This window comes from Mucilaginibacter sp. (assembly GCF_965277465.1).
Classification (GTDB): Bacteria; Bacteroidota; Bacteroidia; order Sphingobacteriales; family Sphingobacteriaceae; genus Mucilaginibacter.
The window spans coordinates 1657265-1670600 of record NZ_CBDICW010000002.1; the positions used below are offsets into that span (position 1 = coordinate 1657265).

Annotated in this window: 12 protein-coding genes and 2 pseudogenes; 2 read left to right on the top strand and 12 right to left on the bottom strand. The window is 38.6% G+C overall.

All coding sequences use genetic code 11. The features are described 5' to 3' along the window. Window positions 1-26 precede the first annotated feature (26 nt). The 11 genes and pseudogenes from hisF to ACQY4U_RS19680 all read right to left on the bottom strand — a co-directional run bounded on the left by hisF (window position 27) and on the right by ACQY4U_RS19680 (window position 10202). A complete protein-coding gene (hisF, locus tag ACQY4U_RS19630; protein WP_428331155.1) occupies window positions 27-791 on the bottom strand; it encodes an imidazole glycerol phosphate synthase subunit HisF in 765 nt (254 codons plus the stop codon). 86 nt (window positions 792-877) lie between these two features. Further along, entirely contained in the window at window positions 878-1627 is a 750-nt protein-coding gene (locus tag ACQY4U_RS19635) for a HisA/HisF-related TIM barrel protein (protein ID WP_428331156.1), read from the bottom strand. Between the two features lie 5 nt (window positions 1628-1632). Further along, window positions 1633-2223, bottom strand: a complete 591-nt coding sequence (hisH, locus tag ACQY4U_RS19640) for an imidazole glycerol phosphate synthase subunit HisH (RefSeq protein WP_428331157.1) — start codon at window positions 2221-2223, stop codon at window positions 1633-1635. A gap of 62 nt (window positions 2224-2285) precedes the next feature. Further along, window positions 2286-3438, bottom strand: a pseudogene (gene hisB, locus ACQY4U_RS19645) (bifunctional histidinol-phosphatase/imidazoleglycerol-phosphate dehydratase HisB). Then, window positions 3439-4485, bottom strand: a pseudogene (hisC, locus tag ACQY4U_RS19650) (histidinol-phosphate transaminase). It abuts the pseudogene before it with no gap. A 124-nt stretch (window positions 4486-4609) separates the two neighbouring features. Next, entirely contained in the window at window positions 4610-5893 is a 1284-nt protein-coding gene (hisD, locus tag ACQY4U_RS19655; protein ID WP_428331158.1) for a histidinol dehydrogenase, read from the bottom strand. Between the two features lie 35 nt (window positions 5894-5928). Next, window positions 5929-6780 (bottom strand): ATP phosphoribosyltransferase, encoded by an 852-nt coding sequence (gene hisG / locus ACQY4U_RS19660; RefSeq protein ID WP_428331159.1) that lies wholly within the window; start codon window positions 6778-6780, stop codon window positions 5929-5931. A 277-nt stretch (window positions 6781-7057) separates the two neighbouring features. Next, window positions 7058-8557 (bottom strand): hypothetical protein, encoded by a 1500-nt coding sequence (locus tag ACQY4U_RS19665; RefSeq protein WP_428331160.1) that lies wholly within the window; start codon window positions 8555-8557, stop codon window positions 7058-7060. 113 nt (window positions 8558-8670) lie between these two features. Then, the gene (locus ACQY4U_RS19670) at window positions 8671-9162 is read right to left on the bottom strand and encodes a D-glycero-alpha-D-manno-heptose-1,7-bisphosphate 7-phosphatase (protein WP_428331161.1); all 492 of its coding nucleotides are present in this window, start codon (window positions 9160-9162) and stop codon (window positions 8671-8673) included. A gap of 150 nt (window positions 9163-9312) precedes the next feature. Next, window positions 9313-9867 carry a DUF6252 family protein gene (locus tag ACQY4U_RS19675; protein WP_428331162.1) on the bottom strand — a complete coding sequence of 185 codons (555 nt, stop codon included), beginning with the start codon at window positions 9865-9867 and terminating at the stop codon, window positions 9313-9315. A 137-nt stretch (window positions 9868-10004) separates the two neighbouring features. After that, window positions 10005-10202 (bottom strand): hypothetical protein, encoded by a 198-nt coding sequence (locus ACQY4U_RS19680; protein WP_428331163.1) that lies wholly within the window; start codon window positions 10200-10202, stop codon window positions 10005-10007. Window positions 10203-10502: 300 nt separating this feature from the next. Here ACQY4U_RS19680 and ACQY4U_RS19685 point away from each other — a divergent pair, with 300 nt between their 5' ends. Continuing rightward, the gene (locus tag ACQY4U_RS19685) at window positions 10503-10712 is read left to right on the top strand and encodes a hypothetical protein (protein WP_428331164.1); all 210 of its coding nucleotides are present in this window, start codon (window positions 10503-10505) and stop codon (window positions 10710-10712) included. 160 nt (window positions 10713-10872) lie between these two features. Here the strand turns inward: ACQY4U_RS19685 and ACQY4U_RS19690 are convergent, their stop codons facing one another. Next, window positions 10873-11643, bottom strand: coding sequence for an oxygenase MpaB family protein (locus ACQY4U_RS19690; protein ID WP_428331165.1), 771 nt, complete (start codon window positions 11641-11643; stop codon window positions 10873-10875). 170 nt (window positions 11644-11813) lie between these two features. Here ACQY4U_RS19690 and ACQY4U_RS19695 point away from each other — a divergent pair, with 170 nt between their 5' ends. Further along, window positions 11814-13274, top strand: a complete 1461-nt coding sequence (locus ACQY4U_RS19695; RefSeq protein ID WP_428331166.1) for a tetratricopeptide repeat protein — start codon at window positions 11814-11816, stop codon at window positions 13272-13274. Window positions 13275-13336 lie beyond the last annotated feature (62 nt).

Genomic DNA, 13336 nt, shown 5'->3' on the forward strand with positions numbered 1-13336 from the left:
AGTATATACCCATTATAATTAATGGTTTATACTTCTCTTACTTCAATATTATGTTGTTTCAAAACCTTTTTCAGGTCGGGTATTAATATTTCACCATAGTGAAATACAGATGCTGCCAATGCTGCATCAACGTTGCTTTTTTCAAACACATCAATAAAATGCTGAACTGAACCTGCACCGCCCGATGCTATTACCGGGATGTTTACCGCGTTATTAACAAGCTTTAACAAGTGGTTATCAAATCCGGCTTTAGTGCCGTCATGATCCATGGATGTTAATAAAATCTCGCCTGTGCCGCGGCTTTCAGCCTCTTTTATCCACTCCAGGGTTTCCCTTTCGGTAGGCAGGCGGCCGCCGTTTAAGTGTACAATATTTTTACCTTCAATTATGCGTGTATCAACCGCTATTACTACAAACTGAACGCCAAAGGCTTTAGCCAGTTCATCAATTAAAGCCGGGTTACGCACTGCTGCCGAGTTAATGGATATTTTATCGGCACCGGCATTTAAAAGGGCATCAGCATCAGCAATTTCGTTAATGCCACCACCAATAGTGAAGGGGATGTTTATTTGTCTTGCAACAGCTTTAACCAGTTCAACCATCGTTTTGCGGCGCTCAACGGTGGCTGTAATATCTAAAAAGACCAGTTCATCGGCACCCTGCTGCGAATAGTTCCAGGCAAGTTCAACCGGGTCACCTGCATCCCGCAGATCAACAAAGTTTACACCTTTTACTGTACGGCCATTTTTAACATCAAGGCAAGGGATAATTCGTTTCGTTAATCCCCCCAACCCTCTAAAAGGGGAGCTGATATGCAAGTCTATTTGTTCCAAAACTTTTTCTAACTGACTAAATACTTGTTGGTTTGGGCTGATTACTATATAGAAATCAGAGATTCTAAATTCCAGTTTTTTATTTCTTCTATAGATATATGGCCTTCATAAATGGCTTTACCCACTACACATGATTCTACCTTAATACTGTTTAATTGTTCAACATCTGCCATTGAGCTAACACCACCAGAGGCTATCAGCTTAATAAATGGTGAATGGTCAAGCAGTTTGGCATACAGGTCAACACCTGCACCACCTAATTTGCCATCTTTATTAATATCGGTACATAAAAACCTGAAAAAGCCCAATTGAAGGCATTTATCAACGTAATCCATCAGCTTTATAGGTGAGCTTTCCATCCAGCCGGAGTATTTGATCACCTCGTCAAGCACATCTATGGCAATAACCACCTGGTCAGAACATTTGTCTTTTCCGCAAATCTCTTTGCTTAATTCTTTTAAAAATGACGGGTTGGTTAAGGCCTGTGTACCAACAATAACACGATGTACACCGGCATCAATAAGTTCCTTTACCTTATCAATACTGCGGATACCACCACCATACTGAACCTTCATATCTGTTTTGCGGATCACATCAAACAGGTATTGCTGGTTGGTGAAATCGTTCTTTGCCCCATTAAGGTCAATAATATGAATGAAGTTTGTACCGTTCGACTGGTATTTATGGATCATTTCCTCCAGGGAAACATCATATTCAGTTACCTGCTTATAATCACCCTCACGTAACCGCACCACTTTTTTGTCTAAAATATCAATTGCAGGAATAATGTACATGTCTTTTATATTTTTGAGAAGTTTGTTAGTAATGTTTCACCATAAGCACCTGATTTTTCGGGATGGAACTGTACGCCATAAAAATTATCCCTCCAGATTGATGCCGAAAACTTGTTTGTATAAGTTGTTGACGATAAAGTATATAAATTATTATACTCAATAAAGTATGAATGTACAAAGTAAAAGTGTGATCCGTCCGGAATGTTTTGAAATAGTGGGTTTTCTTTTTCGGGATACACGCGGTTCCAACCTGTGTGAGGTACTTTGTGATCAGCGCTGCTGGTAAATTTTAGCGTATTTATAGGGAAAAGATCCAAAAGTTTAGAGTCGCCTTCCTCCGAATACGCGGTTAACAACTGCATGCCTACACATATACCTAAGGTAGGCTTGTTAAGTGCTTTAATTTTTGGTACCAGGCCTGTTTGCTCCAATTTGTTCATAGCAGCACCTGCATGGCCTACACCAGGAATAATATAACGGTTGTACTGCTCAAAATCTTCTTCCCTGGTAATCATCCCATAGGGGATGCCCAACCGCTTTAAAGCGGCTGTCAATGAAAAGATGTTGCCTGCGCCGTAATAAACTATACCTATCATTTTTATGCTTTGGATTTGAAATATAAGACCTGGATTTTTCCCTGTGCTTATTTCCCCATCGTTTATAACAATCCCTTTGTGCTCGGTAAAACCATGTTATTTACATCGCGTTTTACTGCCATTTTTATTGCCTTAGCAAAGGCCTTAAATATAGCTTCAATTTTATGATGCTCGTTATCACCTTCTGCTTTTATATTAAGATTGCATTTTGCTGCATCAGAGAATGATTTGAAAAAGTGAAAGAACATTTCGGTAGGCATTTCGCCAATTTTTTCCCTTTTAAATTCGGCATCCCAAACTATCCAGTTGCGGCCGCCAAAATCAATGGCTGCCTGTGCAAGGCAATCATCCATCGGCAGGCAAAAACCATAGCGCTCAATTCCTTTTTTATTACCCAAAGCCATGGCAAAAACTTCGCCAAGCGCAATGCCGGTATCTTCAATGGTATGATGCTCATCAATATGCAGATCGCCCTGTGCTATAATTTCCAGATCGATATTACCGTGGCGGGCTATCTGATCAAGCATATGATCAAAGAAATGTACGCCTGTGGATACCTTTGCCTCGCCCTTGCCGTCAAGGTTTATTTTTATGTAGATGTCGGTTTCCTTAGTTGAACGGCGATGTTCAAACACGCGCTGCCCAAGTTTTAAAAACTCATAGATCTTTTGCCAATCGGTAGTTTCTAAAGCAACGGTGCTTTTTATGGCATCTTCTTCGGCCTGTCCGCTAAATTCGTGGCTGCCCAAGTTTGAATTATCATTTAGCCAGATAGCTTTTGCACCTAAATTATGACCTAACAACACATCGTTTTTACGATCACCAATAGTGAAAGAGCCTTTCAGATCATACTTTTCCGAATCAAGGTATTGGATCAGCATGCCTATGCCCGGTTTACGGGTAGGTGCATTCTGAGCAGGGAAGGTTCTGTCGATACAAAAGTTTGAAAATACAACGCCTTCGTTCGCCAGTGTTTTAACTATAAAGTTTTGTACCGGCCAAAAAGTATCTTCCGGATAAGATGCGGTACCCAAGCCATCCTGGTTGGTAACCATCACCAATTCAAAATCAAACTCGGCTGCAATTTTAGGCAGGTATTGTAAAGCACCCGGATAAAACTCCAGCTTTGCGAACGAGTCGATCTGTTCGTCGGTAGTTTCTTTTATCAGTAGTACCATCGCGGTCAATAAACAGTACTTTTTGAAGCTTGTTCATTTAAAGTTCCTGTAAAGTTTGGAGTAAAATATTGTTTTCGTCGGGCGTACCAACAGTGATGCGCAGGCAACCTTCACACAAGGTCAACTTTTGAACGGTTGCGCACAATTATTCCCTTGTTAACTAAAAAATTATATATACCTTTTGGCATCGGTAGTTTTTACCAGGATAAAGTTAGCATCAGATGGGTAAATATCTAGCACAAAATCAAAGTCTTTTAAACCTAATACCAGCTTATCTCGCTGCAACAGCGTTTCCCGTATCCAGCTGTTTACCTGGTCTACATTGTCTAATGCCTGCAATGCCAATTCCTGTGATGCCTCATTAATGTTGTAAGGTGGCTTTACTTTGTTCATCACCTCAATGATCTCTTCGCTGGCAAAGGCCATGCCCAGGCGTAAACCTGCTAAGTCCCCATGCTTTACTAAGGGTTTGCAATACTACAAGGTTACCATATTCGGTAAGTTCCTGTATAAAAGTTTTTTGACGGCTGAAATTGATATAAGCCTCATCAACTACAGCAATACCGTTAAAATTGGTCAGCAGTGTTTCTACATCTGCACGGTTGATAGAGTTACCCGTAGGGTTATTTGGCGAGCAGATAAAGATCAGCTTGGTATTTTTGTCAATGGCTTCGGCTATGCCTTCCAGGTTAAGCTGAAAATCTTCGGTTAGTGGTATGTTTTTTACGGCTATATCATTAATATTTGCCGATACCTGGTACATGCCATAGGTTGGTGGTACCAGTATCACATTATCAACACCCGGGTTGCAAAAGCTGCGGAACAAAATATCAATAGCCTCATCGCTGCCGTTACCTAAAAATATATTACGTACCGGCAATCCCTTTATTTCACTTAAGCGTTTTTTTACATGGTATTGCAACGGATCAGGATAGCGGTTATATTGCTGCTCAAGGGGTGAGCCGAAAGCATTTTCGTTTGCATCCAAAAAAACACTTGCCTCGCCCTGGTACTCATCCCTTGCAGAGGAGTAGGGGATTAGGTTTTTTATGTTTTCGCGTAATATATTATCTATACTAAACATGTTATTGATGTTTGTTGTGTTAGTTCAACCATTATATCGATGAATGAAGCAGTTGCAAATTATACAGAGCGGCTCTGTATACCGGTGATTGCTTCATCCCTCACAATGACGATTGGTTATTTTATTACTTCATTCTTACTGTTACTGCATTTTTGTGGGCATGTAACCCTTCCAATTCGGCCAGGATCTCAACGGATGGGCCAATGTTTTGAATCCCATCGGGCGTTATATGCTGAAAGGTGATCTTCTTTACAAATGAATCAACAGACACACCCGAATAAGCCCTTGAATAGGAGCTGGTTGGTAGCGTATGGTTGGTTCCTGATGCATAGTCGCCAGCACTCTCGGGCGTCAGGTTGCCTAAAAATACAGATCCCGCGTTAATGATCTTTGGTGTTATCAGCTTCCAGTTTTCGGTTGCCAATATTAAATGCTCCGGGGCGTATTGGTTGCTAAACTGCATGGCCTCATCAAGGTTACCGGTTATTACTATGTAGGAGTTCTCCAACGCTTTTACTACAATTTCGGCACGAGGCAATACGGGTACCTGTTTACTAACTTCTGTCGAAACGGCTTCGGCTATCTGGGCAGATGTGCAAACCAATATGGCTTGGCTATCCATTCCGTGTTCGGCCTGGGCAAGCAGATCGGCAGCTACATAAACAGGGTTGGCAGTTTCATCAGCTATAACTAATACTTCTGATGGGCCTGCCGGCATATCAATAGCCGTGGTAGTGGTTGATTGTATGATGGTTTTAGCCTTGGTTACAAACTGGTTGCCAGGGCCAAATATCTTATCAACTCTGGTGATAGTTTCGGTGCCGTAAGCCATAGCGGCTATGGCTTGTGAGCCACCGGCAAGGTATATCTTATCAATACCTAAAAGCAAAGCTACATAAGCTATAAAAGCATTGACCTTGCCGTTTTTTTGAGGAGGCGAGCACACCACAATTTCATGACAGCCAGCAATTTGTGCCGGTATACCTAACATTAAAAAGGTGCTTGGTAAAACAGCCGTTCCACCCGGAATATACAGACCAACCTTTTCAATGGGCCTAAGCTCGCGCCAGCAGGTTACACCAGGCATGGTTTCAACCTTATCTTCGGTTTTTAACTGTGTATGGTGAAATTTATAGATGTTATTATACGCTACTTGAAGCGCCGCTTTTTGATCTGCCGAAACTGCAGCTGCAATTTCAGTAAGTTCAGCCTTATCTAAATATAATTTATTAAGCTCAACCTTATCAAATTTTAAAGCATAATCAAACAGGGCGCTATCACCATTTTGCTGTACATGTGCAATAACATCTTCAACAATGGCGCGGATCTCATTAGCCGGGTCAACATTACGCTGAACCAGTTTTTGAATTTGTGCTGTATTCAGATCTGCATAATTATAGGTCTTCATTCGGCTTGCAGTTAAATGCTTCAACAAAAAGCAAACTATAAAATTATTTTTTCTATAGGCATTACTACAATGCCCTGTGCTCCGGCTTGTTTCAGCTGGCTTATCCTGTCCCAAAAATCACGTTCAGGTATAACGGTGTGTACCGCAACCCAGTTTTCTTCGGCCAATGGTACTACTGATGGGCTTTTAACACCCGGCAGCAATGCTATAATAGAAGGCAGGTTATCTCTAAGAACGTTTAAAACTACGTATTTGGTTTCTTTTGCTCTTAATACCGATTGGATGCGCTGAATGAGCTCGATAACCAGGTCTTCATTTTCGCTTCCTTTACGACCGATAAGCACAGCTTCGGATGACATAACATCACAAAATGGTTTCAGGCCATTGCTTTTCAGCGTTCCACCGGTTGATACCAAATCGCAGATGGCATCGCTTAACCCCAAACCCGGTGAAATTTCAACCGAGCCCGAAATGGTGCGGATATCAGCCTGGATGCCTTTATCTTTCAGGAATTTACCAAGGATGGCAGGATAGGTAGTAGCAATTGATTTGCCGTTAAGCTCATCAAGGTTTTGAATATCATTAGTATTGGGTACTGCAATTTTAAGTGAGCATTTACCAAAGCCAAGCCTTTGCAGGTAGCTTACTTCAACTTCGGTTTCCTGTATCACGTTTTCGCCCACTATACCCAGGTCGGCAATGCCATCCTGTACATATTCGGGGATATCATCATCGCGCAGAAAAAGAATTTCGAGCGGGAAATTAGAAACAGGAGAGATAAGCGAGCTTTTGTAATTTTCAAAATTAAGGCCGCAATTTTTTAATAATTCAACGGATTTTTCGTTGAGCCGACCCGATTTTTGGATCGCTATTTTAAGTGTTTTCACTGAATGGATTTAAGGAACTATAATAAAAAGTACAAACGGAGGTTGTTATTTCACGTAGAAACATACATTATCTAATCACCACATGGTGGTGATGGTGCAGGTGCAAATGATATAATGTATAACCGTTCATTTTTTGTATAGTAAAACTATAGATGAGCCTTGCAAATATAGGGAGTTGTTTATTAAATCAAAATAAAAGTTTGATTTGTTTATTTCAAATACAGAAGAACAAAATTAAATTCCGGGCTATCGCTCAAACCTGACCTTTCAATACAGCTTATTCCTCGCAATAATAAACCGTTCCTTCTTTTGCCCCGCCAATTTTTATTAGCTTTTTATTCTTCATAATATCCGGCAGGCTAAGTAATTCGGTATTATAAAGGTTACCGAACCAAATTAAATAAAAGTGCTTGTGTGCATAAAACTTCTGTACATCGGCCTTGAAAAATTTATGCGGTATCAGGAATGATGACATGCCGGTAAACAGATAAACAGCTTCATCAGCATCCGTATAAATGGGCACACCGGGTTTAAAAATGTCTTTATGCTGGCGCAGATAAACTACAAACTCCGATTTATTCCAATCGTCGTCACTATATCCCGGTACACCATAGTCGCCTTCGTCCTCATAACGCTGCCAATCGGTTTGGTAGGTTGAATACTCAAAAGCCAGCATCAATAATATAGCAACAACGGCTAATACATACTTTGCTTTTGTTTTTGCCAGCTTGATAACATCGGGTACCCAACTGGTAATGCCGATAAGCAATGGGATAAACATTGGCGCAATAAGGCGGTTATTGATGCGCTCGTATCTTGAAATACTTGCCGATATAACAATAAACAACCCATAAACTATAGCAAATGCAATTACAATGTTTTCATAACTGTTAATGCGGCCCTTGTAGGCTTTCCACAGTAAAATACCTATCAGTGAAAGTAATATTACTGAGGTAAGTAAGGGGGCATAAGGGTAGGTATCCTTGTTTAAACTTGCCCAATCGCATAATACGGTGCCAAAATAACGCAGGTTATCAATAAAAGGGGTTATGGATGGCTCGCGGGTACCTGTGCTTAGGTTTGTGGAGAGTTTGTTTAAGATCAGGTTGCCTACCAACAGGGAAATAGACAAAAAGCCGAATAAAAGAATCTGGCTGATCTTTTTACGGATAGGTAACTGATTATCCAGCAAAAGCATTAAGCCGCCAGCACCAATTATGGTGACACCTGCATAGCGGGTTATACAGCTGATGGCCGCTACTAAAGCCACCCATATCAATGCTTTGGTTAAATGACTTTGCAGGTAATGCCAGTAGGCAATAACAAACAGTAGTATCTCAAATATAAAAAGGGTTTCTGACCATAAATATGTATAGATCTCCAGCAAACCCGGGCTTAATATAATAGCGAGAAGGATAAGCCATTTATAGATCCTTGAATGGGTTGCAAACTTCTCCATGATCCACCCGCTGGTGAAAATTACAATGGCGAATAAAAATGAATTGATAGTTGCCCCGGCACTGATAGGATCAACCCGCGAAATGAATTGGATAACGCTTAAAAAAAATGGGTAAAATACCGGGAAAAATACAAGCGGCGTTTTGTTAAAAGTAAGCAATGAGCCATGTGCTTGTATATTGGTTGCCGTGCTGGCATACATAATTGAATCGGGCGAGATCCCTACACCACTGTAATTGGTGTACAGGTAAATGGCATAAAAACCAATAATTGCGGCTATTATCGAATCGAGATTTTTTAAATAGCGTTTGGCGTTCATGTGCTTGAAATTTTTTTATTATAATTTGTTGTTAGGCCGTAATAGCTTAAAAGAATATAAGTATACAAATGTTTTACAAGTATTGCTTATAACGAATATTTAAAATTGCTTTACTAAGCTATCAGGTCCAATACGGTACTTATAGGCTGATCACTGTTAATCAGTATACCGGTTACGCCTGCGGCGGTGCCTGCTTCAACATCGCGCTCACGGTCGCCAATAAAATAGGATAGGGAAGGGTCAAGGTTGTATTTTTCAATTCCCTGTAATAATAAACCGGGTTTTGGTTTGCGGCAATCGCAATCGCCCGTAAAATCAGGGTGATGCGGGCAATAGAAAAAGTCGGTTAGTTCAACACCATGATTATGGTAAGTGTCTTTAAGTGATTTGTGCATTTTAGCCAACTCATCCTCCGTATACCAGCCTTTGGCAAGGCCGCCCTGGTTGGTAGCTATCAGCAATAAATAACCTTTGTCTTGCAGCGTTTTTAAAGCCTCAAAATTATCAAGGATATGGAAATCTTCTATCCGGCGAACATAATCGCCCATTTCCTGGTTTAAAACACCATCACGATCTAAAAATACAGCTTTATTTTTTGCAGACATTTATTGAAATTTCTGCAAAGGTAACAATTCCTTAAATATCAGTCAGGCTGTTGGCAAAATGGTAAAATTGAGCAAAGCATCACAAGGACTATTTGTGATAACTTTAAAATAACCGAGCCTTTTTTTATTAAGGATAATTATGCGGATATATTACTTGGTTTTGAAAGTATAAGGCATACTGTTAAAGCCACCTGCTGCAATAGTATTAACACTTACCGAAACAATATTGCCATTGCTATCGTAATTGTTTTGAACCGTATTAAAGGAGAACGAACCTGATATTTTACTTTTAACAGAATCTACAGTGGTAATGGTAACAGTACCTGCGCCTGGTTTAACAATACCATTCGGCGTATATACTGTTGAATTTGGTTTTGGTGTTAAATACTCCATCAATAAATTACTGGTCGCATCAACGGTATAAGTACCAAGCGGGAAACCACTGGTGTTTGATGAAATAGGCTTTGTAAGCGAAAACTGTATTTGCTTATTATCAACCGTGCCTGAGCAGGTAAACACTTTACTTTGATTAGCAGTATTATAAGTAACTATTGCATTGGTGGAATCGGTGTTCCAGGTACTGTCGTTAATATTAGCAATTAGATAGTAAGTAGAGTTGGCAGAAGCAATAACCGTGTCTTTTTTACAATTTTCCAATAGTAGGATCACGGATAGTAAGGTAGCAATAAGTGAAATTTTCTTCATATATGATTATTTAGCAAAAGAACGACTTTTACCTATAAATAATATAAAGTATTTCGTTTTTTACATTTTTTAACAATTGGGGCATTATTGAGCATTTTTGCAACCGGCTAAAACGGCTGCAAAAACAAGTAAAAAGCCTATTTAAAATACGACAGCGGAATGATTTTCCACATATCGTGAGATAGGTTACCGGTAAGTAATTCGTATATAAGATACAGCGGCCAAAAAATATAACTGATTAAAAGCAGTATAAGGTTATGGTTATAATACCAGTTAACCATTAATGAATATAAGCCTAATACAAGGTATAAAATGCTTGAATCTCTGTTTTTCATGAAGTTAAGCTAACTCTTTATATTAAATAATTTGAATTGTAAATATAGGCAGATAATTATAATTCGTCTTAATACATCAAATTTTTAACTGTTGGGCAAATGATTATTAAAACCCTGCCTGGTATATTGTTAATAATTATTGCCAAACTCAACTTAAGTTAAATTTGTTTGTTAAGCATAATTATATATCTTGCCAACCCGTTATAGCTTATGCAATGCTTTAATTAGCTATAAAGGCAACCAATTATAAAAACAAAATGCCCTAAAAAGGGTTTAACTTTAAAAACAAACAAACTTATCATGGCAACAACAAGCGGAATTACTGCGTATTCAGTAAAAACAAAAACTAAAAATGTACCAATGATCGATCCTGTTATTGATATTAAATCAGGTCGTTACATTGCTACCGGTAAAGATGAAGCAGGCAATAAAATGGCTGCAATTATGGGTAAAGCAACTGCAGAAGAGCATATAAAAAATGGTAATGCAAAAAAAGGCTCTGGCTGGTAGTTTAAATTAGATCTTTAATTATGGTTTTATAAAAAAACCATTATAGATTAAAAAAATTACCGGGCTTAAGATTATTTAAAATACCAATTAATCTTAAGCCCGGTATATCAACTCTCCCTGCAATTATTCCCATTTTCCTTTTGGGATAGCACAATTTCTCTTAATTCGTTCGGTTTATATCTAATTGTTTTATCTGTTCTTTATAAGCTTTCGGTAATAAGGCATCTTTTAAAAAGCCATTCAATTTTATTAATCGGGTAAATTTATACAGTAGTAGCGCAGGGTAAAGCCAGGTAACCTCTCCTGAAAACAACATCCCCTTTACTTTTCGAGGTACCAGCATTTGCTGCACTTGTATAAGTAATACATATCTGATGCTACCCAAATGTCTTTTATACTGCCGATAAAGATCAATAGTAAACGCACTGTTTACAAGGTTTTGCTGTAAATGCGCTTCCCGCATTATTTGCCAGTCGTAATAATCTTTGGGCAATCCGGTTAACTGCATGCGTAAGCCAACCCGTTTAAAAACTTCAAACACTTCTGTCTTTTCAGTATCACTTAACTGGTGTTCAAGCAGTTCAAACGAGCGGATAGAATAATCGATCAACAAAAATAATACATCCCGATAGGCCCATGCGGGTATTTGTTCACCCCGCTTCCTTTCAACATCCAGATGAATAGCAGTAATCAGGTCAATCGATTTCAGGGCTTCTTCTTCCTTCGAAAAAATGATCTTGCGGGCGTAAGTTACGGTAGAAAATAATCTGCCTAAAGGATCGGCAGGCAGGCGGCCTGTAAAATAAAGCCAATCCACAGCCTTGTTCAAAGCAAATTCTGCTGCAGCTCCAGCAAATATAAACAGTACCGTATCTGCTTTACCCCAAATCTCTCGTACAACTGAATTTTTATCAACAAAACACTTATCCATAATAGTGTATATAAAAGTACTTTGAGTTGCAAAGTAAATAATAATAAACTGCATATCAAAATGTTAAAATATTGTTAAATCAGCCTTTTCAGAATGATTTATATAACGATATTATCCATTTGTTTTAAAATTATGAGGTATATTACAGGCACAATAAAACCTTATTATTAATGAAACAATTTTTAACTATAACAATTTTATCGGCCATCATTTTCTGTGGAAATTTATTTGCCCAAACGGGTAAGGATTATAAAGATATAGCAGATGCATTGTTAGAAAAAAAGAATTATAAGCTGGCTGCTGATAATTATACCAAGGCCATCCCGCACTTTAAAAGTATTAAAAAGAAACTTTCAGAACTTTACGATGGCCGCGCAGAATGCGAACAAAACTTAAAACTATACGATAAGGCATTGGCAGATGCCTTAAAAGCTACTACTTTAGACCCTAATAACGGCAGCGCCTACTGGGACTTAGGGAGTATTAACAGCGATATGGGTAATCATAAATTATCAATTGATAATTATACCAGGGCAATGCCATTTTATCAGGATAATGATTTTGGACTTTCAAATTTGTATGATAACCGGGCTGATGAGGAACTGGATCTGCACATGTATGATAAAACAATTGTTGATGATTCATTAGCGCTAAAACTCAATCCAAAAAACGGGAATGCATATTGGCACAGGGGAATAGCCTTTGATGATTCTGGAAATTATCAACGCGGTATAGCTGATTATTCTGCTGCAATACTTTTTCAGGATAAGGATGATAAAGAAAATCTGGCCATACTTTTTGATGATAGGGCAGGATGTGAAAAGAAACTGAAAGACTATTTGAAGGCAATAAATGATGAGAATTTTGCCATTTTACTCCAGTCCGAAAACGGGGAGTACTACTGGAGCCGGGGTGCAATATACGCTGATAATGGGGATTACCAGCTTGCTACAACAGATTACACTAAGGCTATTGCCCTTTTAAAGGATAATAAAAAAAAGCTTGCCAAGCTGTATAGTAACCGTGGCGCTAATGAAACGGAATTAAAACAGTTTGATAAGGCCATTGCCGATTATAATATCGCAATCTCACTAAACCCGGTTTCCGGAGCTTATTATTGGGAAAGAGCCATAGCCTATACCTCTATGGGCAACTTTAAACAAAGTATAGATGATTATTTAAAAGCAGCTACACTTTATAAGGACGACAATAAAAACATAGCCATAATTTACAATAACTGCGCTGATAATGCATATTTTATGAATGATTATCAAAAGGTGATCGACTATAGTACCAAGGCAATTGAATTGAATCCAACCTATTCATCGCCCTATTATTATCGTGCAAAAACCTATTTAAAAAAGCTCAATAAAAAAGATGCAGCGATACCTGATTTTAAAAAGGTATTGGAGCTTGATACAACAAAAAAATCTGTCAATTATATATTTTCTCTTTTTTATACCGGCGATTATAACCAGGCCTGTAAAATTTTACAGGATAAAATAATCAACAATAATAACAGCTACGATCTGCTGACAGACTATTACAATATGGCGTGCCTGCTATCGCTGATGAATAAACTACCTGAGGCTAATCTTTATCTAAAAAAGGCAGTTGATGCAGGCTATTAAAAAAAATATGCCATAAATGATGATGATTTGGATAATATAAAAAGTACACATGAGTTTAAAGA